The sequence below is a fragment of the Mesorhizobium amorphae genome (genome assembly GCF_014843845.1).
In the GTDB taxonomy this organism is placed as follows: Bacteria; Pseudomonadota; Alphaproteobacteria; order Rhizobiales; family Rhizobiaceae; genus Mesorhizobium; species Mesorhizobium amorphae_A.
Genome location: NZ_JHQS01000046.1, coordinates 84,549 through 106,518 on the forward strand (window position 1 = coordinate 84,549; position 21,970 = coordinate 106,518).

Below are 21,970 nucleotides of genomic sequence, written 5' to 3' on the forward strand. Positions count from 1 at the left end.
TTCAATCCAATTCACGATACCGCCGGCCCTCGCTTTCGCGGGGCCGGCGGCTCCTGGGAGGAATTTACTTGCCGCGGCGGCGCAGGCCGTCGAAATAGACGATGACGATGATCAGTACGCCGGTGATGATGCGCTGCCAGAAGGCGTTGACGTTCAAGAGATTGGCGCCGTTGTTGATGGTGGCGAGGATGAAGGCGCCGAGCAGCGGTCCGTGCACGGAGCCGACGGCGCCGAACAGCGAGGTGCCGCCGATCACCGAGGAGGCGATCGCCTGCAGTTCCCAGCCCTCGGCCTGGGTCGGGTTGCCGATGCCGATGCGCGATGCCAGCAGCACGCCGACGAAGGCGGCGCACAGGCCGGACAGCGTATAGGCCATGTAGATGGTGCGCTGGACGTTGACGCCGGACAGGCGCGAGGCCTCGGCATTGGAGCCGACCGAGTACAGATAGCGGCCCCAGCGGCTGTGGTGCAGGAAGATGTAGGCCGGGATGCCGACCAGGATCACCATCCAGAACAGATTGGGGACGCCGACGAAGGAGTTGCGCGAGAACTCCTGGAAGGCGTCGTTGTTGATCGAGATCGAGTTGCCGTTGGTCATCAGCAGGCCGATGCCGCGCAGCGAGGTCAGCGTCGCCAGCGTGATGATGAAGGGCGGCAGGCCCATCTTGACGATGCCGAAGCCGTGGAACAGGCCAATAGCGACGCCGACCAGAAGCGTGATCAGGATGGCGAGGAAGACCGGCACGCCGGCATTGATCAGCATGGCGGCGATGACGGTGGCGAAGCCGACCACCGCGCCGACGGAAAGGTCGATGCCGCCGGTGATGATGACGAAGGTCTGGCCGACCGCCAGGATGGCGATCATCGAACCCTGGCGCAGCAGGTTCGAGATGTTGTTGCCCGAGGCGAAGCTTTGCGTCGCCACCGACAGGATGACCCACAACAGAATCAGCAGCGCCAGCAGCGTCAGCCCGAACAAGGCGTTGTAGTTGCGCTTCGGTTTTTCGGCGGCAATGGCCTCGGTGCTCATTTCTGTCCTCCCAGTTTTTCTTGTTTCTCGGCGAGCGCCTGCGTGAGAATGTCCTCGTGATTGGCGGTACGGAACCCGTGCGTGGCCACCAGCTTGCCGCGCCGGAACACGTGCAGCGTGTCGGCCAGCTCATAGACCTCCGGGAGATAGGACGAGATCAGGATGATGCCGGCGCCCTTTGACAGCAGCGCACCGAACAGGCGGTAGATCTCGGCCTTGGTGCCGACATCGACGCCGACCGTCGGCTCGTCGAAGATGAACAGCTTGGCGCCGTGCGCCAGCCATTTGCCGATGACGATCTTCTGCTGGTTGCCGCCGGACAGGCTGGAGGCGAGCGCGCTCCGCGTCGGCGTCTTGATCCTGAGGCCCGCGATCTGGCGATCGGCTTCAGCTTTCTCCTTTGCGCCTGAGATCAGCATGTTGCTGGAGATGCGCTTGTAGATCGGCAGGTTGAGATTGAGGCCGACCGGCAAATTGAGGCACAGGCCCTGGTCGCGGCGGCTTTCCGGGGCCAGCGCCATGCCAAGCCTGATCGCGTCGTGCTCGGAATTGACCTGGACCGGCTTGCCTTCCCAAAGGATCTGGCCGGCCGATTTGCGGTGGCGGCCGTAAAGCGTGGTGACGAACTCGCTGCGGCCAGCGCCGATCAGGCCGTAGAGGCCGACGATCTCGCCGGCGCGCACCGACATCGACACATTTTCGAAGCCCTTGCCGGACAGGTTCCTGGCTTCGACGATCATCGCGCCCGGCGTAAAGTGTTCCTTGTGGTAAACCTGCTCGATCGAGCGGTTGATCATCATCTTGACCAGTTCGGCGTCGTTGGTCTCGGCAATGTTCCTGGTGCCGACAAGCGTGCCGTCGCGTAGCACCGAGACGCGGTCGGCGAGCTCGAACACCTCTTCCATGCGATGGCTGATGTAGATGATGGTGACGCCTTCGCCCTTCAGCCGGCGGATCAGCTTGAACAGCTGGTCGGCCTCCTTGCGGGTGAGATAGGCGGTCGGTTCGTCGAAGATGAGGAATTTCGTGCCGCGCACCGTGGCGCGGGCGGCGGCGATCAGCTGCTGCTGGCCGATGGTGAGGTCGCCGAGCACGACATGCGCCGGCAAGTCGAAGCCGAGATCGTCGATGATCTTCTGCGCGTCCTTGACCATGGCGCGTTGCTGCAGGATGCCATAGCGCGAGTTCTCCTCGCCGAGGAACATGTTGGCGGCGACCGTCAGGTGGCGGCAGAGCACGACCTCCTGGTGGACGGCATTGATGCCGAGCGCCATCGCCTCGTGCGGGGTCGCCAGCGCTTCGGACTTGCCCTCCCAGATGACGTCGCCGGAAGTGCGCGGCATGACGCCGGTCAGAAGCTTGATCAAGGTGGACTTGCCGGCGCCGTTCTCGCCGACGATAGCGTGGATCTCGCCGGACTTGAAGGCGAGGTCCACCGGCTTCAGCGCGTGCGTGCCGGGATATCGCTTCTCCAGCCCCTTGAGTTCGAGGATCGTCCTGCCGGGCTCCAAAGTCGGGGCCGGGTGCAGTTCCTGCGCCGTGGACGTCATGACAATCCTCCCAGATTGGTCCTGCGATTGGGCACGTAGACTAGAGGCTGCCGAGTCCCGGTGGTGTCGGGATGCGGGGTGTCTCCGGGGCAAGGGCCCCGGAGACGATGCGCCTGTGGCGATGCTTAGTCGAGCTTCGGGTTGAGCAGCGCGTCGATCTTCGGCTCTTTCATATTGGCCTTAGTGACCAGGTTGGCGCCGGTGTCGACATTGGCTTCAACCTTCTCGTTCTTCGAGGCGGCGAGCGCGGTCTTGATGCCGTCATAGCCCATTCGGTACGGGTCCTGGACAACGAGGCCGGAAATGACGCCGTCATTGAGGAACTTGATCAGCTTCTCGTCGCTGTCGAAACCGATCAGGCCGACCTTGCCGGCAAGGTTGTTCTCGGCGATCGCCTGGCCGACGCCCTGCGCCATGATCAGGTTGGAGGCGAAGATGCCCTTCAGGTCGGGGTTGGCGGTGATCAGGTCGGTGGCGATGTTGAGGCCGGTCGTGGCCTGGCCGTCGGCATATTTGTCGGCGATCAGTTCGAGGCCCGGATATTTCGCCTTGAGCTGTTCCTTGAAACCCTGAGCGCGCTGCTCGAGCGAGCCGGCGCCGGGAAGCGCGGTGATGAGCGCAACCTTGCCCTCGACCTTGCCGCCGTTGGCCTCGCCGATGGCCGCGGCGAGGCCGTCAGCGGCGACGCGGCCGCCCTGGACGTTGTCGGTGGTCAGGAACGAGGTGAAGGCCTTGGAGTCGGCGCCGGAGTCGATGCCGATGACCTTGACCTTGCTTGCTGCCTCATCGATCGGCTTGCCGAGCGCCTTGGCTTCGGTCGGCGCGATGACGACGGCGGCCGGGTTGCCGGCGACGGCGTTCTCGAGGATCGAGATCTGGCCGTTGACGTCGGTTTCGGCCTGAGCGCCGAGCTCTGGTACGTTGACGCCGAGGTCCTTGCCGGCCTTGCGGGCGCCGGCCAGCACGATCTGCCAGTAGAAGGAGGTGGTGTCCTTGACGATGATCGGGATGGTCACGTCCGCCGCCGAAGCCGGCGCCGAGTGCATGGCGCCTGCAAGCATCGAGGCGGCCGCAAGTGCCACAAGTGAGCGGCGGTTGAGAATGCTGGTCACGAATTTCATGAGGGTTCCTCCCTAGATCGCCCGGTGAAGGTTACGGAAGCTCCATTCGGATAGGCGCGGCCCAAACAGAACTTTATCAATAAAAAACATTTGCCGCTTTTTGATAGTGCATCGATCCGGCCGACGCAAGCGGTGTTTCGTATCGTCTCCGCGTGGCCTCGACAGGAGGCAAGCCTCCCTCCGCCGATCCTCTTTGCCACGTTCGGATGCTTCCGATCCTCTCTGACCGCTATGGAATATTAATTCCATTGATGTGTCAATGTGGAACATTCATTCTCTCGCGATCGTGAAGCCTTTTTCATGCCGACCACCTGGCCGGACAATAGGCTCGTTGCCTCAGCCTAGCGCCTGCACCACCGTATAGGGATCGTATCTGGCGAACTCTGCTGGCGGCACACGAATTTCGAGCAGTTCCAGATTGCGCGTCAGATTGGCCGGCTTGGCCGTGCCGGTCAGCACGGAAGCGACGACAGGTTCGTGCAGCGGGAACTGGAAGGCCGCGGCCGCGAGCGGGTAGCCGCCCTCGGCGGCGATCTTCTCCATCGCGCCGACGCGGTCGAGAATGTCCTTGCCGGCCGGCTGGTAGTCGAAATGCGCGCCCTGCACCGGGCCGGTTGCCAGAATGCCCGAGTTGAACACGCCGCCGATGATCAGCGAGGTCTGCCGCTGCCGGCAAAGCGGCAGCAATTCGGCTTCGGCGCTGCGGTCGAGCAGCGAGTAGCGGCTGGCGAGCAGGATGCAGTCGAGCGGCGCACGGTTGAGCACGTCGAGGCAGATCTGCACTTCATTGACACCGAGGCCATAGGCGGAAATCGTGCCTGATGTCTTAAGCTCGTCGAGCGCCTTCAGCCCTCCATCCATCAGCTGGCGGAAATGCAGCTTCGTCTTCTCGACGCTGTGCGTGTAGGTGCCGATGTCGTGGACAAACAGGATGTCCATCCTGTTTAGGCCGAGCCGGGCATAAGAGAATTCCACCGAGCGCATGATGCCGTCATAGGAATAATCGTAGTCGAGCGCGAAGGGCAGCGGATCGACATAGGAATGATCGGGCACCTGGTCCTCCGGCACGGGGCGGAACAGCCGGCCGACCTTGGTCGAGAGCACATAGGAGTCGCGCGGCTTATAGCGCAGGAAGTCGCCGAAGCGGCGTTCCGACAGGCCGAAGCCATAGAAGGGCGCGGTATCGAAATAGCGCAGGCCGGCGTCCCAGGCGGTCTGCAGCGTTTCCATCGCCACATCGCGCGAACAGGCCCGGTAGAGCCCGCCGATGGCCGCGCCGCCGAAGCTTATTTCGGTGACGTCGAGCGGAGTTGTGCCGATGCGGCGCTTGTTCATTGCAAAGCCTCCCCTTCCGGCCGTCGGCCGGTTTGTAGATGTCTGGTTGGTCGAGGCTGGTCTACAGCGTCGCTCCGAGGTGCCAGGGCACGAACTCGTTGTCGCCGTAGCCGAACGCCTCGCTCTTGGTCTTGCGGCCCGAAGCCGTCTCGACGATCAGCTCGAAGATCTCGCGACCCATGCCGGCGATGGTCTTCTCACCCGAAGCGATGACGCCGCAGTTGACGTCCATGTCCTCTTCCATGGTGTGATACATGGTCGAGTTGCTGGCGACCTTGATCGACGGCGTCGGCCGGCAGCCGAAGCAGGAGCCGCGGCCGGTGGTGAAGACGATGACATTGGCGCCGCCCGCCACCTGGCCAGTGGCCGAGACCGGGTCGTAGCCGGGCGTATCCATGAACACCAAGCCGTGTCCGCTGACCTTCTCGGCATAGCCGAAGACGCCGTTGAGCGGCGTCTGGCCGCCCTTGGCGACGGCGCCCAGCGACTTCTCCAGGATGGTGGTCAGCCCGCCGCGCTTGTTGCCGGGCGAGGGGTTGTTATCGATCGAGGCGCCATGCTTGGCGACATGATCCTCCCACCATTTGATATAACCGTCGAGCTTGGCGGCGATTTCCGGGCTCGCGGCGCGGTAGGCAAGCAGATGCTCGGCGCCGTAGATCTCCGTCGTCTCGGACAGGATGCCGATGCCGCCGACGTCAGCCAGGATGTCGACGGCAGCACCCAGCGCCGGATTGGCGGTGATGCCGGACATGCCGTCGGAGCCGCCGCATTGCAGGCCGACGACGATCTCGCTGACCGGGATCGGCTCACGCTTCAGCTTACCGACTTCCTCGGCGATCTCGGCCAGCACGCCCATCGCCTTTTCGACCGATTTGCGCGAGCCGCCGGCCTCCTGGATGTTGAAATGGCGTTTGCCGGCGGCGACGCCCTTCTGGCCGTAAAGGGTAAGCTGATTGACCTCGCAGCCCAGGCCCACCATCAGCACGCCGCCGAAATTCGGATGGCGGGCATAGCCGGCCAGCGTGCGATGCAAAACCATCATGCCGTCGCCGGTGCCGCTCATGCCGCAGCCCTGGCCGTGGACGATCGGCACGAAGCCGTCGATCCCCGGATATTTCGGCAGCAGCTCGCGGTTGGCCTGGTCGGCGATGGCGTGGCAGACGGTGGCCGAGCAATTGACGCTTGCGACGATGCCGATGAAGTTGCGCGTGCCGGCGCGTCCGTCGGCACGGCGGTAGCCCATGAAGGTGCGGGCGCGGTCGGCCTCGGTGGCGTGCTCGGCCTCGCTCGGCGGCACCACCGGCAGGCGGCCGGACTCGAAGACCAGATTGTGCGAATGGACATGTTCGCCGGGCGCGATGTCCTGCGTGGCGCGGCCGATCGCCTGGGCATACTTCACCACCGCCTCGCCGGCCGCGATCGGCTTGATCGCCACCTTGTGGCCGGGCTCGATCAGCGCGGCGGCAACGGCGCCGCCCGGCAGCACCGTGCCGATCTCGATGCGGCCGTTGGCGACCGCGACATTGTCGGCCGGGGAAAGAAGAATGCTGTTTGCGGCGTTCACGGACAGTTTCCTGGGGGTTCCTGGGATGCGCTGGCGGATTGACATCAGCCTGTTTGCAGATAATGTCTTTTATCGTGAAAAAACATTTTTACGTCAATCGTTTTTTCGAAAGACCGTGCGCCCGGTGGATGCATGGAGGATAGGGAACGGCGCCTGACACGGAAAGCGATTCCGCTTTTCCTAGGCATGCGCTAGGAACATCTGTCATAGCGCGCTTCAAGCCGGCCACAGCAAGCGCCGGCGCGCAACGGGGCAGGGGATGTCGAAGAGCAACAACGTCTACAAGGACGCCTACAACCGCTGTTTGCGGCTGCTCGATGAAACGAAGAGCCTGCCGTCGGAGCCGGAGCTCGGCACGCTGCTTGGCGTCAGCCGCACCACAGTGCGCAGCATCCTGGCGCGCATGGAAGAAACCGGGCTGATCGCCTGGAACAAGCGCAGCAAGACGGTTCTGCGCGCGCCGCGGCCGGACGATTTCTTTCCCGAGGAAGAAACCGACACGCTGGCCGAGATCATCGAGCGCTCCTTCATGCGGAGGCTGCTCGCCGGCGGCGCGGAAGCCGGCATGCAGATTAACGAGCTCGAGCTGGCGCGCGAGATCGGCGTCGGCACCACCAGCGTGCGCGAGTTCCTGATCCGCTTTTCCCGCTTCGGCCTGATCGAGAAGCGGCGCAACAGCCACTGGGTGCTGAAGGGTTTTACGCGAGCCTTCGCGCTCGAACTGACCGAAATCCGCGAGATGTTCGAACTGCGCTCGGCGGCAGCGTTTGCCGCCTTGCCGGAAGAAAGCCCGGTCTGGGCCGATCTCGACCGGCTGGAGGACGAGCATCGTCTGCTGGCGCGCGAGATCGCCTCCCGCTTCAACGAGTTTTCCGAGCTGGACGAGCGCTTCCACCGGCTGATCCACCGCGCCTCGCACAACCGCTTCATCGTCGATTTCTATGACGTCATCGCCATGATCTTCCACTACCACTACCAGTGGAACAAGGCGCAGGAGCGCGAGCGGAACGAAGTCGCTGTCGCCGAGCATCTGGTCTATATCGCGGCGCTCAAATCGCGCGATCTCGGCAAGGTCGATGCCGCCTGCCGCAAGCATCTGAAGTCGGCGCGCAACACGCTCTTGACCTCCATCCCCGAGGCCGGCAGCCGCAACGTGCTTGATGCGCGCCGTGCCTGACCGGATCGATGCGACGCACTTCTATGCATGTCGTTGTCCCAAAACCGCTGCACACTTTTGGGCGACATGCATTGGTCGCGCCGCGTTGCCGCAGCAATGATTTGACGATTTTCGCCCGGTCGGCCGCGTGCTAGGTATCTGCCGTTGCTGATCAAAGAGGCGGGTCCTTGAACATCCGGCGGAGACGATGGAGCATGCCGGCCGCGCTTGTCGCGGCCTATCTGCTGCTCATCCAGACGACGCTAGGCGCGTTCGCTTTCGCCACGGCGCCGGATGCTGCGCTGCTCGACGCCTTCGGCAACGTCATCTGTACCCACGAGGGCGCTGCCCAGCCTTCCGGCGGCGATCCGCACCAGCAGCATATGCCGGCCTGCTGCATGCTCGGCTGCAGCATGACTTCCGTAGTTCATGCGCCGCCGCCGTGCGACGCCGGCGCATTGGCCACGAGTGTCTCCTTCGAGGCTGTCGCCTTCGTGCTGCCGGCCTTCAGGCATCTCGATTTCGCCCGTGATCGCTCTCCATCGAACCCGCGTGCGCCACCGGCTTGAGCCAGCGCGGCCTCGCGGAACCTTTCGCGGGCGCATTCATCCAACGCTGAACTGATCGCGACCGGCCAACGGCGCGATATCGTATCCATGGAGCCATCATGTCTCAGTTTTTCCGTGCCGGCGCGCATGCGCGCGCGCCCGGCCATAGAAACACCCCTCCGTTCGAGCAATGCCTCGGCATCCTTGTCTTCGTCCTCGCTTTGCTATTCGTCGGCGCCCCGTCGGCCTTCGCGCATGAATTCAAGGTCGGCGACCTCGAGATCGAACATCCCTGGTCGCGCGCAACGCCTGCCGGCGCCAAGGTGGCGGGCGGCTATTTCACGGTCACCAACAAAGGCAGCGCGCCGGACCGGCTGCTGTCGATTTCATCCGATGTCTCGGACAAGGCCGAACTGCATGAGATGGGCGTCACGGACGGCATCATGACCATGCGGCCGGTCAGCGGCGGCCTCGAAATCCCTGCCGGCGGCAAGGTCGTGCTGAAGCCCGGCGCCTATCATCTGATGTTCATGGGCCTGAAGCGCCAGCCCAAGCAAGGCGAGAAGTTCTCCGCCACGCTGACCTTCGAGAAGGCGGGAACTGTCACTGTCGAGTTCGCCGTCGAAGGCATGGGCGAAACGGGTGGCATGGACGATCACGCCAATTGAGCCAGCTTCCACAAATTTTGAGAATCAGAGGGACCATCATGAACAAATATCTTTTGTCCGCCGGGGCGCTTTTCATCGGGACAAGTGCTGCCTTCGCCCACATCACGCTCGAAACCCAGGAAGCGCCCGTCGGTTCGACCTACAAGGCAGTCCTGCGCGTCCCGCATGGCTGCGAGGGCAAGGCGACGACCGCCGTGCGAGTGCAGATCCCGGAAGGGGTGATTTCGGTCAAGCCGATGCCCAATCCCGGCTGGACGCTGCAGACCAAGCAAGGCAGGTACGAAAAATCCTACCAGCTCTATGGCGAGGCGGTGACGTCAGGCGTCAAGGAAGTCGACTGGAGCGGCGGCAGCTTGCCGGACGAGTTCTACGACGAGTTCGTCTTCCGTGGCACGCTGGCGGCGGACCTGCCGGCCGGCGAGACGCTGTACTTCCCGGTGGTTCAGGAATGCGAGGGTGCTGCCGAGCGCTGGATCGAGATTCCGGCGGCCGGGCAGGATGAGGACGCGCTGGAGAACCCGGCGCCCGGCCTCAAGCTGTTGCCGAAGAAATGACCTTCTCGGGCGGCGCGTTCGAAAGAGCGCGCCGCTGTCTTCATGGCGGTTGCATGAGCGCGGCATTCTTCGGCAGGACGATGTGCATATCCGGCAAGCGTGCCGGCCGGCTTGCCGTTGGGCTACTGGCTGTCCTTGTGCTGCTCGTGGTTCTCGGCCTGCCGGAGCGGGCATTGGCCCACGCGGCGCTGGTCAAAACGGATCCCGTTGACGGCGCGGTGCTGGCGCAAGGCCCGTCGCAATTTTCGCTGACCTTCAGCGAGCCGGTGTCGCCTTTGGTGCTCACGCTTGTGCGGCCCGACGGCACATCGGTTGCGCTGACTTCCTTTCGCCTGAGCGACCAGACCGTCGCCATCGACAATCCACAGAAGTTGAAATCCGGCACGCATGTGCTGAGCTGGCGGGTGATTTCCACCGACGGTCATCCGGTCGGCGGCTCGGTGCTGTTTTCCATCGGCGCGCCGAGCACGCCGCCAGTGGCGGCCGAGCCGGTCGACTGGGATTTGCGCTCGGCGATCTGGCTCGGCAAGGTTTTTCTCTACATCGGCCTGTTTCTCGGCGTCGGCGGTGCCTTCGCGCTTGCCTGGCTGGCCGAGAGCGGGCGGTGCGGCCGGCGCTTCGTCATCGCCGCGCTCCTCGCCGGGCTGGTCGCCGCGCCGGTTTCGCTCGGCTTGCAGGGGCTGGACGCGCTCGGCGCGTCGCTCGCCGGGCTGGCGCAGCCGGTGGTCTGGCGCACGGCATTCGGCACCAGCTTCGGCTGGACGGTGCTGATCGGCCTGATGGCGCTTGGGCTGGCCCTGCTGTCGCTGGCCGGGCCGCGCATCGGCGCAAAAACGTTCGCTCTTGCCGGGCTGGCCGGCGTCGGTGCCGCGCTCACCGCCAGCGGCCATGCCAGTGCCGCCGAACCGCAATGGCTGACGCGGCCGATGGTGTTCCTGCACGGTGTTGGCATCGCGTTCTGGGCCGGCGCGCTGGCGCCGCTCGGCCTTGCGGTGCGGTGGCAATCGGGAGAGGCCGGGCCGTTCCTGCGGCGATTTTCCCGCGCGATCCTGCCGGTCGTTGCCGTGCTCGCCGCCGCCGGCATCGTGCTTGCCGTCATCCAGGTGCAGACGCCCGCGGCGCTGGTCAACACCGGCTATGGCCGGCTTTTGCTGGTCAAGCTGGTGTTGCTGCTCTTTCTGTTCACGCTCGCCACCGTCAACCGCTGGACGCTCACCGCGCCCGCCGAAGCCGGCGCGACCGAGGTGCAGCGACGGCTGGTCCGCTCGATCGGCGCCGAAGTGCTGATCGTGCTCGCCATCTTCGCCGTCGCCGCCGGCTGGCGTTTCACGCCGCCGCCGCGCGCGCTGGCGATCGCCGCCGCGCAGCCCGCATCGGTGCATATCCATACGCTGAAGGCGATGGCAGACCTCAGCATCACGCCCGGCCATGCCGGGCCGGTCATCGCCTCGATGGTGATCATGACCGGCGATTTCGGCCCGCTCGACGCCAAGCAAGTGACGCTGGTGCTGTCGAAGCCCGATTCCGGCATCGAGCCGATCAAGCGACCGGCGACCAAGCCCGGTGATGGCAGCTGGCGTGTCGATGATCTCGTCATTCCCGTCCCCGGCCGGTGGACGGCGCGGCTCGACATCCTCGTCTCGGACTTCGAGATGGTGAAGATCGAAGCGCCGATCGATATCAGAGCGGAATAAGCGGTCTGGCGGACACAATTCGGCGAGGCGGTTGACGCCGCCGCGAAGGCCCGTCATTCATCACGGGAATAGGGGCGTCCCCCCAAAATCGCGGCCTCAACAAAAGATCCGAAAGCAGGGAAGAAACGATGGAAAAAGCCGAAATCGGCCTGATCGGCCTTGGCACGATGGGCTCCAACCTGGCGCTCAACATCGCCGAGCACGGGCACCGCATCGCCGTCTTCAACCGCACCGCGGCGCGCACCGACGCCTTTGTCGAGAGCGCCGGCGCGCTGAAGGACATGGTGGTGCCCTGTTACAGTCTGGAGGAGCTGGCCGCCGCGATCCGGCCGCCGCGCCCGATCATCATCATGGTGCTGGCCGGCAAGCCGGTCGACGAACAGATCGCGGCACTGCGCGGCGTGCTGTCCGACAACGACATCGTCATCGATGCCGGCAACGCCAATTTCCGCGACACGATGCGGCGCTTCTCCGAGCTCAACGGCTCCGGCCTCACCTTTATCGGCATGGGTGTGTCCGGTGGCGAGGAGGGCGCACGGCACGGGCCATCGATCATGGTGGGCGGCACCGAAGAGAGCTGGAAGCGCGTCGAAAAGGTGCTGGTCGCAATTTCCGCCAAGTTCAGGGACGAACCCTGTGCTGCCTGGCTCGGCACCGACGGCGCCGGCCATTTCGTCAAGACCATCCACAACGGCATCGAATATGCCGACATGCAGATGATCGCCGAGATTTACGGCATCCTGCGTGACGGCCTCGGGATGGGACCGAAGGAGATCGGCACTGTCTTCGCCGACTGGAACAAGGGTCGGCTCAATTCCTACCTGATCGAAATCACCGCCAAGGTGCTGGCCGCCGACGATCCCAAGACCGGCAAGCCGGTGGTCGACATCATCCTCGACCGCGCCGGCCAGAAGGGCACCGGCAAATGGTCGGTCATCGAGGCGCAGCAACTCGGCATTCCGGCCACCGCGATCGAGGCCGCGGTGGCGGCGCGCGTGCTGTCGTCGATCAAGGACGAGCGGCAGGCGGCGGAAAAAGCCTATGGCAATGCCGGCGTGACGAAGATTTCCGGCGACAAAGCCGCGCTTCTCAAGGACCTTGAACTGGCGCTGTTCGCCGGCAAGATCGCCGCCTATGCGCAAGGCTTCGCGGTGATGAGCGGCGCGTCAAAAGAGTTCAACTGGAACCTGCCGATGCCGACCATCGCCAAGATCTGGCGGGCCGGCTGCATCATCCGCTCGCAAATGCTGGATACGATGGCGGAGGCTTTCGGCTCCGGCGGCGCTTCCACCAACCTTTTGATGGCGCCGGCCTTCATCGCCATGATGCAGGAGGCGCATCCGTCCCTCAGGCGCATCGTTGCGCGAGCATCCGAGGCTGGCGCGCCAGTGCCGGCGCTGTCTTCGGCGCTCGCCTATTTCGACAGCTATCGCCAGGGCCGCGGCACCTCGAACCTGATCCAGGCGCAGCGCGATTTCTTCGGCGCGCATGGCTTCGAGCGCATCGGCGAGCAGGGTGCCTTCCATGGCCCGTGGGGCAGCGGTGCGGCTGGCTGAAGCAATTCCAGGAAAAGTGTGAAACGGTTTTCCGTCCGGAATTGCTTTTAAACAAACGGATAGAGCGGTTCTACGTTTCCCTGAAACGATGAATCGCTCTAACCCCGATAGGCAACAACCTCGCCAGGCAGGCTCATGCTCTGCAAGGAACCGGGGGCGGCGCCGCCGATCAAGCCGAGCACCGAGCGGGCGAGTTCGGAGCCGGCCAGCCGGAAGTTCTCGTTGACGACCAGCAATTCGCGCCGGAACAGATGCAGCAGGTCGGACGACTGTTTCGACACGACATCGACGTCGCGACCTAGCTTCAAGCCGGCGTCCTCGATGCCGGCGACGATGGCCAGCGTCGCGGCTGCGGCGCTGCTGACGAAGCCGTCCGGCCTGTCGTCGCGGCGCATCAGCTGCGCGGTGCGCGTCCTGATCTGCTCGATCGAATGGTCGATCGAAACGGTGTTGAACGGCACCTCGCTGGCGCCGACCTCGCTCAGCGCATCGGCAAAACCGTTCACCGTGTGGCCGTGATAGGTCAGGCCGACGGGCGGTGTCAGCAGAGCGAGCCTGCGGCGGCCGATGCCGGCCAGATGGCGCACTGCTTCGGCCGCGAAGGCATAATTGTCGAAGTCGTGGTAGGGGTGGATCAGCCCCATATCGGTGCGGCCATGCGTGGCGAAGGGGATGCCGCGCTCCAGCATGTAGCGGGCCCTGGGGTCGTTCGGTTGCGTGCGCGAAATGATGACGCCGTCGGCGGAGCCGGTTTCCACCAGATAGCGGATCGGGTCCAGCGGATCCTGTGAGCGCGAGTAGGGCGTGACGATCAGGTGGTAGGGCGTGTCGGCGATGACTTCCGAGACGCCGTAGATGATATCCGAGACAAAACTCATGATCTCGCGCTCGGTGTTGAGCACGAGGCTGATGACATTGGTCTTGCCGGTTCTGAGGCGCACGCCGGCGCGGTTGGGCCGGTAGCCGATCTGCCTGGCGACGAGTTGGACACGGCGCCTTGTCTCGGCGCCGATCTCGGGCGCGTCCTTCAGCGCCCGCGATACGGTGGTGACGCCCAGCCCGGTCATGAAGGCAAGCGTCTTCAGCGTCGGGCGCTCGTGCGCCGACGCCTCGTCGTCCCTGTCTGTCTGATCCCTGTCCATTCGTCCCGCCCGTCAGGCGCATAGCAGTTGCCGGGCAGTCCGGCAATCGCCGGGCCGCGATAGCGCGACTTCCACCTGGCGAAACCTCAATACACTGAAACGTTACAGATTGTCACGAGCGACACATGCGCGGCTGCGGCAGGCCAGCTTGGGTCTGCTGTGCTGCCGGGACAGAAAACCATTGGAAATTAGCGGAGAACACCTTTCAGGCGAATTCTTTGCCAGCTTTCGTTGTTTTGCGGTGCAACTTTGCGTGCTGCGATGCACAATGGGGTGCTGGCGGAAGGATTTTGTTCGCAGCTCGAAAAATATCTGGACTGCTTTTGCGCGAGGGGTTGCGCACGTCCCGCAATTGCCGTATCGAAAATCTGTAACGTTTCAGATTCTGGGAGGAACCGAAATGCGATTTAAACTCTTGACTGCCGCGCTGGCGGCGACGGCGGCGCTGCAGTTCGCCGGTCCGGCGGCCGCGGCCGATCTGGAAGTGATTCACTGGTGGACGTCGAAGGGCGAGTCGGCGGCGGTCTCGCAGTTCGCAAAGGCCTTTGACAATGACGGCCACGGCGACAAGTGGGTGGACAGCGCCGTCGCACTCGGCGAAACCGCCCGCTCGACCGTCATGCAGCGCGTGCTCGGCGGCGATCCGCCCGGTGCGGCCCAGTTCAATCCCGGCCGGCAGTACGAGGAACTGATTTCGGGCGGCAAGCTGCTCGATCTCACGGACGTCGCGACCGCCGGCAAGTGGGATGAGGTCATTCGCCCGAAGGCAATCGGCAGCGCCTGCCTCGTCGACGGCCACTGGTGGTGCGTTCCGGTCAACATTCATTCGAATTACTGGGCCTGGTACTCCAAGCCGGTCTTCGAGAAAGCGGGCGTGCCGGAGCCGAAGAGCTTGGCCGATTTCATTGCGGCCGCGCCGAAGATCAAGGAGGCGGGCCTCATTCCCTTCGCCATCGGCGGCGACGGAAACGGCTGGCAGATTCAATTGCTGTTCCAGGACATGGTCACCGAGGCTCTCGGTGTTGCCAAACGTGACGAGATGTACACCAAGAAGAGCGCCGAAATTGCCGGCGGCGCCGAGATGAAAGGCGTCTTCACGCAGTTGCGGACCCTGAAGCAGTTCACCGACAACGGCTATGCCAACCGCAACTGGAACGACACCACCAACCTGGTGATCACCGGCAAGGCCGGACTTCAGGTGATGGGCGACTGGGCGCGCGGCGAGTTCGCAGCCGCCGGCATGACCGGCGTCAAGGATTTCGGCTGCATGATCGGCCTGAACGAGGACAAGCCGGTGGTCAGCACCGACGGCGACATCATCGTCTTCTTCAAGCAGGACAATCCGGACGTCGAAGCAGCGCAGAAGCGTCTTGCGGCGCTCCTCATCAGCCCGGAGGTTCAGGTCGCTTTCAACAACGCCAAGGGTTCCATGCCCGTGCGTGGCGATGTCGACATGTCGACGGCCGACCCGTGCATGCAGAAGTCCCTGAAAGCGGTGGAAAACCCGTCCAACATCGTCACTGCCACGAACCGCTTCATCACCGAGAACACCAATCAGCAGATCAATGAGCTCGTCTCGCAATATTTCGCGGACGACTCCATGACCGCTGACGACGCCACTGCGAAGTTTTCTACCATCATCGGTAACTCCGACTAGAGCCTGTTCCATCCCGATAGAATCGGGATGGGGCTCTATCTTTTTGTTTGAGCATGATCTTTTCCGAAAACCGGTACCCACTTTTCGGGATCATGCTTTAGGAACCGATCAGCATCCAGAGGCGCCGCCCTTGCGGCGGCGCCTCGGTCGCGTCCCGACCGAGAGAAGAAACTGTTTCTCGGCGACGGGCTGACAATGGCAGGACGAGAAGTCGCGGCGGTTCGGAGCCCGGTCGTTCGGACAGCGCTGACTTTCACGTCGGCAGACTGCCCTAGAGTGTCGGTGGAAGCGGAGAAAGACGGACGATGCAGAAGAGCTGGAGGCGCAGATTTCACCTGCCCGCCGTCATCGGGACGATACCGATGATCCTCGTCGCCGTCGGCGTGTTCGTGATCGGCATCGGCTTCTCGGTGCTATGGTCTTTCACCAGTTCGAAGCTGTTCCCCACCTATGATTTCGTCGGCCTGGCGCAATACAGGCGCCTTTGGGCCGATAGCCGCTGGCTCGTCTCGGTCAACAACATCTGGTTCTTCGGCCTGATGTCCATCACCTGCAACATGGTGTTCGGCTACCTGCTCGCCGTTTTCATGGACCAGCGCATCCGCCAGGAGGACCTGTTCCGTTCGATCTTCCTGTATCCTTTCGCCATGTCGCTGATCGTCACCGGACTCGTGTGGCAATGGGTGCTCGACCCCAACCTCGGCCTGCAGGCGGCGCTCCGCAACCTGGGCTGGTCGAGCTTCAGCTTCGCCCCGCTGGTCGATGCCGACACCGCGCTCTACGCGCTGGTCGTGGCGGGCATCTGGCAGGGCTCGGGCGTGACGATGGCGATCCTGCTTGCCGGCCTGCGCGGCGTTGATGAGGAGATCTGGAAAGCGGCGAGGGTCGACGGCATCCCGACGTGGCGCACGCACATGTCCATCGTGGCGCCAATGATGAAGGGTGCCTTCGCCACCGCCTTCGTTCTCCAGTGCGTAGGCGTGGTGCGCGTCTACGACCTGGTTATTGCCATGACTGGCGGTGGTCCCGGCATCTCCACGTCCATGCCGGCAGTCTACGTCATCCAGCTCATCACAGTCCGCCAGAACGTCGGCCAGGGCATGGCGGCGGCAACGATGATGCTGCTGCCGGTCCTGGTCGTGCTGGCTTTCGGCGGAATTCTACTGTGGCGGCGAAATCGGGAAGCGAGCGCATGACCGCCGGCCAGATCACCGCAATTCAGCCTGTCCAGGAAGCACAGGATCAGGCCGGCGTGGGGCCCATCGGGCCGAAACCGCGTCGGATATCGGCAGGCCGCATCGGCCTTTATGCTTTCCTGGTCGTCGCGGCTCTCTTCTTCCTCATCCCGGTCTACATCATGATCGTCACATCGCTGAAAGGCATGCCGGAGATCAGGCTGGGTCATCTTTTTAACCTTCCAAGCGAGCCCACCTTTCAGCCCTGGGCCGACGCCTGGCTTCATGCCTGCACCGGTCGCGACTGCAACGGCCTCAGTCCAGGGTTTTACAATTCGGTGAAGATCACCCTGCCCAGCGTGGTCATCTCGATCATCTGCGCGTCGATCAACGGTTACGCGCTGACCTTCTGGCCGTACAAGGGCGCCAATTTGCTCTTCGGGTTGCTCGTGTTTGGCGCCTTCGTGCCCTACCAGGTGGTGATCTATCCATTGATCATCGGACTGAGCTCGGTCGGGCTGTTCGCATCCCTGCCTGGCATTATCATCGTGCATACGATCTTCGGAATGCCCATCCTGACGCTGCTGTTCCGCAATTTCTACGCGGCAATACCGGTCGAGCTGTTCAAGGCAGCGCGTGTCGACGGCGCGGGTTTCTGGCGCATCTTTCTCCACATCATGCTGCCGATGTCAGTGCCGATCACGGTCGTCGCCGTCATCCTGCAGGTTACCGGCATCTGGAACGACTTCCTGTTCGGCATCGTGTTTGCAGGGCGGCCCAACTGGCCGATGACGGTGCAGCTCAACAACATCGTCAACACCACGACCGGCGTGAGGGAGTACAATGTCAACATGGCGGCCACCATTCTGACGGCTGCGGTGCCCCTGATTATCTACTTCGTCTCCGGAAGATGGTTCGTGCGCGGCATCGCCGCCGGCGCGGTGAAAGGCTAGTGGATATGGCGCAGAACGGTACCAGCGTTTCGATCCAGGACCTGTCGCTGAGTTTCGGCGCCATCTCGGTGCTGCACACGCTCAATCTCGATGTCGCCGAGGGCGAGTTCATCGTGCTGCTCGGGCCGTCGGGCTGCGGCAAGTCGACCTTGCTCAACTGCATCGCCGGCTTGCTCGACATTTCCGAGGGCCGCATCTTCATCAAGGGCAAGAACGTCACCTGGGAGGAGCCCAAGGACCGCGGCATCGGCATGGTGTTCCAATCCTATGCGCTCTATCCGCAAATGACGGTGGAGCGGAATCTGTCCTTTGGCCTGCGCGTCGCCGGTCTGCCCAAGGAGGAGATCGACAAGCGCATCGCGCGCGCCGCCGAGATCCTGCAGATCGAGCCGCTTTTGCAGCGCAAGCCGTCGGCGCTCTCGGGCGGCCAGCGCCAGCGCGTGGCGATCGGGCGGGCGCTGGTGCGTGACGTAGACGTCTTCCTGTTCGACGAGCCGCTTTCCAACCTCGACGCCAAGTTGCGAGCGGAACTGCGCGTCGAAATCAAGCTGCTGCATCGCAAGCTGCAGAACACCATGATCTACGTCACCCACGACCAGATCGAGGCGATGACGCTGGCCGACCGCATCGCGGTGATGAAGGGCGGCGTCATCCAGCAGCTCGACGCGCCGCAGACCATCTACAACCGCCCGGTCAATCGCTTCGTCGCCGGCTTTCTCGGCTCGCCGGCGATGAACTTCATCGATGGCAGGCTGGAGAAGGTGGGCAGCGACTGGCAGTTCGCCTTCGAGGACGTGCGCATCCCGCTCGCGACCTACGCCTTCGAGAAGGAACCAACGCCGGGGCCGGCCGTGTTCGGCATGCGCCCCGAGCATGTTGCCTTCAACAGCGGCGCAGGCTGGCCGTTCACGGCGACGGCAAATGTCGAGGTCGTCGAGCCGATGGGCTCCGATACGCTGGTCTGGCTGAAGCTTGGCAAGCAGAACTTCACCGTCAGGGTGACCTCGGAGCGCACGCCGAACAATACGGACACGGTCAGCATCGGTTTCGATCCGATGCGGGCCTCGCTCTTCGACGCTCAAACCGGCAACCGCCTTTAACTTCTCCCAAGATCCATCCCCCCAAGAGAAAACGGACAGAGACGATGAACTGGTCATTCCAACTTTACAGCGCCCGCAATTTTCAGCCCTGGACCGGCGTGCTCGAGTTACTCGGCAAGCTCGGCTACCAGGAGGTTGAAGGGTTCGGCGGCGTCTATGACGATCCCAAGGCCTTCCGCGCCGAACTCGACAAGAACGGGCTTTCGATGCCGACCGGGCATTTTTCGATCGACGCGCTGGAGAACGATTTCGACGGCGTGCGCAGAACAGCCGACGCGCTCGGCATCACGCTCGTCATCTGCCCCTATCTGCTCGCCGAGCAGAGGCCGGCCGATGCCGCCGGCTGGCGCGGCTTCGGCGAGCGGCTCGCCAAGGTCGGCGAGACGGCGCAAAAGGCCGGCTACGGCTTTGCCTGGCATAATCATGATTTCGAATTCAAGACGCTTGCCGACGGCTCGGTGCCGCAGGACCATATCCTGTCCTCGGCGCCCGACATCGGCTGGGAGATGGACGTCGCCTGGGTGGTGCGCGGCGGCGTCGATCCGCTGCCCTGGATCGAAAAGCACGGCAAGCGCATCAGCGCAGTCCATGTCAAGGACATGGCCAAGCCAGGCGAGGGGCTGGACGAGGACGGCTGGTCGGATGTCGGCCACGGCACCATTGACTGGGCCGGGCTGATCAAGGCCTTGCGCGCCAAGAGCGTCGCCAAGTACTACGTCATGGAACAGGACAACCCCAACGACATCGAACGCTTCGCCCGCCGCTCGCTCGCATCCGTCAAGGCTTACTAGGAACAATCATCATGGCAAAGAAACTGGGTATCGGCGTCATCGGCTGCGGCAACATCTCGAAGGCGTATTTCTCGCTGGCGCCGCTGTTTCGCGGCATCGAGATGCGTGCTTGCGCCGACATCAACATGGACGCGGCGAAGGCGCGGGCGAAGGAGTTCAAGCTGCGCGCCGAGACCGTCGACGATCTGCTCGAAGCCGACGACATCGACATCATCGTCAACCTCACCATTCCGGCTGTGCACTACGAGGTGTCGAAGCAGATCCTCGAAGCGGGCAAGCACGTCTATTCGGAAAAGCCGTTCGTGCTGTCGATCAAGGAAGGGCTCGACCTGAAGAGCCGGGCGGAGAAGAAGGGGCTGCGCATCGGCTCGGCACCCGACACTTTCCTCGGCGGCGCGCACCAGCTTGTGCGCAACCTGATCGACACCGGCGCGCTCGGCAAGATCACCAGCGGCACCTGCCATGTGATGGGCCACGGCATGGAGCACTGGCATCCCAATCCGGACTTCTTCTTCCAGCCGGGTGCAGGTCCGGTGCTCGATATCGGACCCTACTACATCACCAATTTGATCCAACTGATCGGGCCGGTGAAGCAGGTGGCGGCGTTCGCTTCGATCCCGGCGACGGAGCGGACGATTTCGTCGAAGCCGCGCGCGGGCGAAAAGATCCCGGTCAACACGCCGACGACCATCCATGGCCTGCTGGAGTTCGAGAATGGCGCCGTCATCACGCTCAACACCAGCTGGGACGTCTGGAGCCACGGCCATGCCCCGATGGAGCTCTATGGCGAGGCGGGCACGGTGTTCGTGCCGGATCCGAATTTCTTCGGCGGCGACGTGCGTCTCACCGAAGCGGCCAAACCGGTCAAGAAACTGCCGAAATGGAAGCATCCGTTCGGCGTTCCCAATGAAATGCACGGACAAGGCATGATGGCCAACTATCGCACCGCCGGCCTTGCCGACATGGCGATCGCAATTGCCGAAGGTCGGCCGCACCGCTGCTCGATGGAGCTGGCCCTGCATGCCGTCGATGTCATGACCGGCATATTGCGCTCCGGCGAGACCGGCAAGTTCGTCGCCATGCAGACCACCTGCGAGCGGCCGGCGGCTCTCGGCGTCAAGGAGGCGAAGGAACTGATGGCCAAGAAGAAGTAGGCCGCAGCGATTATCGATAATTTTGACTTTGCCCCTCTCCCCCTTCTCCCGGGGAGAGGTTAAAGGGTGGGGTGCGGGGCCTGCTCATCGCGCATGCGATGGCCGTGCCCGGTCCGTTTCAGATATCGAGGATATTCCCCATGCCCTATGTCGCCGCCGAAAACCGCTATGAGAAAATGATCTACAACCGCTGTGGGCGGTCCGGCCTGAAGCTGCCGGCCATCTCACTCGGGCTGTGGCACAATTTCGGTAACGACACGCCGCACAAGACCAAGCAGGCCATCGTGCGCAAGGCATTCGACCTCGGCATCACGCATTTCGACCTCGCCAACAATTACGGTCCGCCTCCCGGCTCGGCGGAGACCGCCTTCGGTGAAATCCTGCGCACCGACTTTGCCGCCTATCGCGACGAGATGATCATCTCGACCAAGGCCGGCTACGAGATGTGGGCAGGTCCCTACGGCGAATGGGGTGGCCGCAAATATGTGCTGGCCAGCCTCGACCAGAGCCTGAAGCGGATGGGGCTCGACTATGTCGATATCTTCTATTCGCATCGTTTCGACCCCGATACGCCGCTGGAGGAGACGATGGGCGCGCTCGACCACGCGGTGCGCTCGGGCAAGGCGCTATACGCCGGCATCTCGTCCTACAATTCGCAGCGCACGCGCGAGGCGGCCGACATATTGAAGCAGCTCGGCACGCCCTGCCTCATTCATCAGCCGAGCTATTCGATGCTCAACCGCTGGGTCGAGGAGGACGGGCTGCTCGACACGCTGGAAGGGCTTGGTGTCGGCTCGATCGTGTTCTCGCCGCTGGCGCAAGGCATGCTGACCGACAAATATCTCGGTGGTATCCCTGACGGCAGCCGCGCTGCTCAGGGCAAGTCGCTGCGGCCCGCCTTCATCAACGACAAGAGCGTCTCCAACATCCAGGCGCTGAACGCGATCGCCGGCCGCCGCGGCCAGACGCTGGCGCAGATGGCGCTGGCCTGGGTGCTGCGCAAGGGCCGGGTGACCTCGGCGCTGATCGGCGCCAGCCGACCGGAACAGGTCGAGGATTGCGTCGGCGCGTTGAAGGCGCTCGACTTCAGCGACGCGGAACTCGCGGAAATCGATACCTATGCGCGCGAGGCCGACATCAATCTGTGGGCGGCCTCGGCCGAGCGCAAGGGCCCGCCAAGGAAGTAGCAAGCGCCGGAATACAAAGCCGGCAAATATAA

At 63.6% G+C, this 21,970-nt stretch carries 20 protein-coding genes; 14 read left to right on the forward strand and 6 right to left on the reverse strand.

The annotated features are described in order from the left end of the window. Positions 1-64: 64 nt before the first annotated feature. From DH08_RS18060 to DH08_RS18080, 5 genes are all read right to left on the reverse strand, one after another. Positions 65-1,030, reverse strand: a complete 966-nt coding sequence (locus tag DH08_RS18060; protein WP_192180612.1) for an ABC transporter permease — start codon at positions 1,028-1,030, stop codon at positions 65-67. Next, positions 1,027-2,580 (reverse strand): sugar ABC transporter ATP-binding protein, encoded by a 1,554-nt coding sequence (locus tag DH08_RS18065; protein WP_192180613.1) that lies wholly within the window; start codon positions 2,578-2,580, stop codon positions 1,027-1,029. The genes DH08_RS18060 and DH08_RS18065 overlap by 4 nt, the downstream gene beginning before the upstream one ends. 125 nt (positions 2,581-2,705) lie before the next feature. Continuing rightward, positions 2,706-3,701 carry an ABC transporter substrate-binding protein gene (locus tag DH08_RS18070; protein ID WP_006200457.1) on the reverse strand — a complete coding sequence of 332 codons (996 nt, stop codon included), beginning with the start codon at positions 3,699-3,701 and terminating at the stop codon, positions 2,706-2,708. Positions 3,702-4,037: 336 nt separating this feature from the next. Next, a complete protein-coding gene (locus tag DH08_RS18075; protein WP_192180614.1) occupies positions 4,038-5,036 on the reverse strand; it encodes an aldo/keto reductase in 999 nt (332 codons plus the stop codon). A 61-nt stretch (positions 5,037-5,097) separates the two neighbouring features. After that, positions 5,098-6,603: a UxaA family hydrolase gene (locus DH08_RS18080; RefSeq protein WP_192180615.1), complete on the reverse strand. Its 1,506-nt coding sequence runs from the start codon at positions 6,601-6,603 to the stop codon at positions 5,098-5,100. On the opposite strand from DH08_RS18080, the gene DH08_RS18085 reads away from it, so the two are divergent. From DH08_RS18085 to gndA, 7 genes are all read left to right on the forward strand, one after another. Then, positions 6,584-6,760, forward strand: coding sequence for a hypothetical protein (locus DH08_RS18085; protein ID WP_192180616.1), 177 nt, complete (start codon positions 6,584-6,586; stop codon positions 6,758-6,760). The genes DH08_RS18080 and DH08_RS18085 overlap by 20 nt on opposite strands. A 102-nt stretch (positions 6,761-6,862) precedes the next feature. Then, positions 6,863-7,780 carry a GntR family transcriptional regulator gene (locus DH08_RS18090; protein WP_192180617.1) on the forward strand — a complete coding sequence of 306 codons (918 nt, stop codon included), beginning with the start codon at positions 6,863-6,865 and terminating at the stop codon, positions 7,778-7,780. 194 nt (positions 7,781-7,974) lie between these two features. Beyond that, the gene (locus DH08_RS18095) at positions 7,975-8,328 is read left to right on the forward strand and encodes a DUF2946 family protein (RefSeq protein WP_192180618.1); all 354 of its coding nucleotides are present in this window, start codon (positions 7,975-7,977) and stop codon (positions 8,326-8,328) included. A gap of 98 nt (positions 8,329-8,426) precedes the next feature. After that, positions 8,427-8,975, forward strand: a complete 549-nt coding sequence (locus tag DH08_RS18100) for a copper chaperone PCu(A)C (RefSeq protein WP_192180619.1) — start codon at positions 8,427-8,429, stop codon at positions 8,973-8,975. Between the two features lie 38 nt (positions 8,976-9,013). After that, a complete protein-coding gene (locus tag DH08_RS18105) occupies positions 9,014-9,529 on the forward strand; it encodes a YcnI family copper-binding membrane protein (protein WP_192180620.1) in 516 nt (171 codons plus the stop codon). A 53-nt stretch (positions 9,530-9,582) separates the two neighbouring features. Continuing rightward, positions 9,583-11,223 (forward strand): copper resistance CopC/CopD family protein, encoded by a 1,641-nt coding sequence (locus tag DH08_RS18110; protein ID WP_192180621.1) that lies wholly within the window; start codon positions 9,583-9,585, stop codon positions 11,221-11,223. A 128-nt stretch (positions 11,224-11,351) separates the two neighbouring features. Then, positions 11,352-12,779: an NADP-dependent phosphogluconate dehydrogenase gene (gene gndA, locus DH08_RS18115; protein WP_192180622.1), complete on the forward strand. Its 1,428-nt coding sequence runs from the start codon at positions 11,352-11,354 to the stop codon at positions 12,777-12,779. A gap of 98 nt (positions 12,780-12,877) precedes the next feature. Here gndA and DH08_RS18120 read toward each other — a convergent pair whose 3' ends face one another. Further along, complete coding sequence (locus tag DH08_RS18120) at positions 12,878-13,921, reverse strand: LacI family transcriptional regulator (protein WP_192180623.1); 1,044 nt, start codon at positions 13,919-13,921, stop codon at positions 12,878-12,880. A gap of 400 nt (positions 13,922-14,321) precedes the next feature. Between DH08_RS18120 and DH08_RS18125 the strand changes: the two genes are divergently transcribed. From DH08_RS18125 to mgrA, 7 genes are all read left to right on the forward strand, one after another. Beyond that, positions 14,322-15,578, forward strand: a complete 1,257-nt coding sequence (locus DH08_RS18125) for an ABC transporter substrate-binding protein (RefSeq protein WP_192180624.1) — start codon at positions 14,322-14,324, stop codon at positions 15,576-15,578. A 305-nt stretch (positions 15,579-15,883) separates the two neighbouring features. Beyond that, the gene (locus DH08_RS18130; protein ID WP_192180625.1) at positions 15,884-16,774 is read left to right on the forward strand and encodes a carbohydrate ABC transporter permease; all 891 of its coding nucleotides are present in this window, start codon (positions 15,884-15,886) and stop codon (positions 16,772-16,774) included. Then, a complete protein-coding gene (locus DH08_RS18135; RefSeq protein WP_192180626.1) occupies positions 16,771-17,706 on the forward strand; it encodes a carbohydrate ABC transporter permease in 936 nt (311 codons plus the stop codon). The genes DH08_RS18130 and DH08_RS18135 overlap by 4 nt, the downstream gene beginning before the upstream one ends. Positions 17,707-17,711: 5 nt before the next feature. Further along, on the forward strand, positions 17,712-18,806 hold the full coding sequence (locus DH08_RS18140) for an ABC transporter ATP-binding protein (protein WP_192180627.1): 1,095 nt from the start codon (positions 17,712-17,714) through the stop codon (positions 18,804-18,806). A 44-nt stretch (positions 18,807-18,850) separates the two neighbouring features. Beyond that, on the forward strand, positions 18,851-19,597 hold the full coding sequence (locus DH08_RS18145) for a sugar phosphate isomerase/epimerase family protein (RefSeq protein ID WP_192180628.1): 747 nt from the start codon (positions 18,851-18,853) through the stop codon (positions 19,595-19,597). A gap of 11 nt (positions 19,598-19,608) precedes the next feature. Then, the gene (locus DH08_RS18150; protein WP_192180629.1) at positions 19,609-20,751 is read left to right on the forward strand and encodes a Gfo/Idh/MocA family protein; all 1,143 of its coding nucleotides are present in this window, start codon (positions 19,609-19,611) and stop codon (positions 20,749-20,751) included. 140 nt (positions 20,752-20,891) lie between these two features. After that, entirely contained in the window at positions 20,892-21,938 is a 1,047-nt protein-coding gene (gene mgrA, locus DH08_RS18155; protein ID WP_192180630.1) for an L-glyceraldehyde 3-phosphate reductase, read from the forward strand. Positions 21,939-21,970: the final 32 nt, after the last annotated feature.

What these genes read in the sequence shown, in the direction of transcription:
- DH08_RS18060 (WP_192180612.1), bottom strand. Translation starts at nt 1,030, where the DNA reads ATGAGCACCGAGGCCATTGCCGCCGAAAAACCGAAGCGCAACTACAAC.
- DH08_RS18065 (WP_192180613.1), bottom strand. Translation starts at nt 2,580, where the DNA reads ATGACGTCCACGGCGCAGGAACTGCACCCGGCCCCGACTTTGGAGCCC.
- DH08_RS18070 (WP_006200457.1), bottom strand. Translation starts at nt 3,701, where the DNA reads ATGAAATTCGTGACCAGCATTCTCAACCGCCGCTCACTTGTGGCACTT.
- DH08_RS18075 (WP_192180614.1), bottom strand. Translation starts at nt 5,036, where the DNA reads ATGAACAAGCGCCGCATCGGCACAACTCCGCTCGACGTCACCGAAATA.
- DH08_RS18085 (WP_192180616.1), top strand. Translation starts at nt 6,584, where the DNA reads ATGCTGTTTGCGGCGTTCACGGACAGTTTCCTGGGGGTTCCTGGGATG.
- DH08_RS18090 (WP_192180617.1), top strand. Translation starts at nt 6,863, where the DNA reads ATGTCGAAGAGCAACAACGTCTACAAGGACGCCTACAACCGCTGTTTG.
- DH08_RS18095 (WP_192180618.1), top strand. Translation starts at nt 7,975, where the DNA reads ATGCCGGCCGCGCTTGTCGCGGCCTATCTGCTGCTCATCCAGACGACG.
- DH08_RS18100 (WP_192180619.1), top strand. Translation starts at nt 8,427, where the DNA reads ATGTCTCAGTTTTTCCGTGCCGGCGCGCATGCGCGCGCGCCCGGCCAT.
- DH08_RS18105 (WP_192180620.1), top strand. Translation starts at nt 9,014, where the DNA reads ATGAACAAATATCTTTTGTCCGCCGGGGCGCTTTTCATCGGGACAAGT.
- DH08_RS18110 (WP_192180621.1), top strand. Translation starts at nt 9,583, where the DNA reads ATGAGCGCGGCATTCTTCGGCAGGACGATGTGCATATCCGGCAAGCGT.
- gndA (WP_192180622.1), top strand. Translation starts at nt 11,352, where the DNA reads ATGGAAAAAGCCGAAATCGGCCTGATCGGCCTTGGCACGATGGGCTCC.
- DH08_RS18120 (WP_192180623.1), bottom strand. Translation starts at nt 13,921, where the DNA reads ATGGACAGGGATCAGACAGACAGGGACGACGAGGCGTCGGCGCACGAG.
- DH08_RS18125 (WP_192180624.1), top strand. Translation starts at nt 14,322, where the DNA reads ATGCGATTTAAACTCTTGACTGCCGCGCTGGCGGCGACGGCGGCGCTG.
- DH08_RS18130 (WP_192180625.1), top strand. Translation starts at nt 15,884, where the DNA reads ATGCAGAAGAGCTGGAGGCGCAGATTTCACCTGCCCGCCGTCATCGGG.
- DH08_RS18135 (WP_192180626.1), top strand. Translation starts at nt 16,771, where the DNA reads ATGACCGCCGGCCAGATCACCGCAATTCAGCCTGTCCAGGAAGCACAG.
- DH08_RS18140 (WP_192180627.1), top strand. Translation starts at nt 17,712, where the DNA reads ATGGCGCAGAACGGTACCAGCGTTTCGATCCAGGACCTGTCGCTGAGT.
- DH08_RS18145 (WP_192180628.1), top strand. Translation starts at nt 18,851, where the DNA reads ATGAACTGGTCATTCCAACTTTACAGCGCCCGCAATTTTCAGCCCTGG.
- DH08_RS18150 (WP_192180629.1), top strand. Translation starts at nt 19,609, where the DNA reads ATGGCAAAGAAACTGGGTATCGGCGTCATCGGCTGCGGCAACATCTCG.
- mgrA (WP_192180630.1), top strand. Translation starts at nt 20,892, where the DNA reads ATGCCCTATGTCGCCGCCGAAAACCGCTATGAGAAAATGATCTACAAC.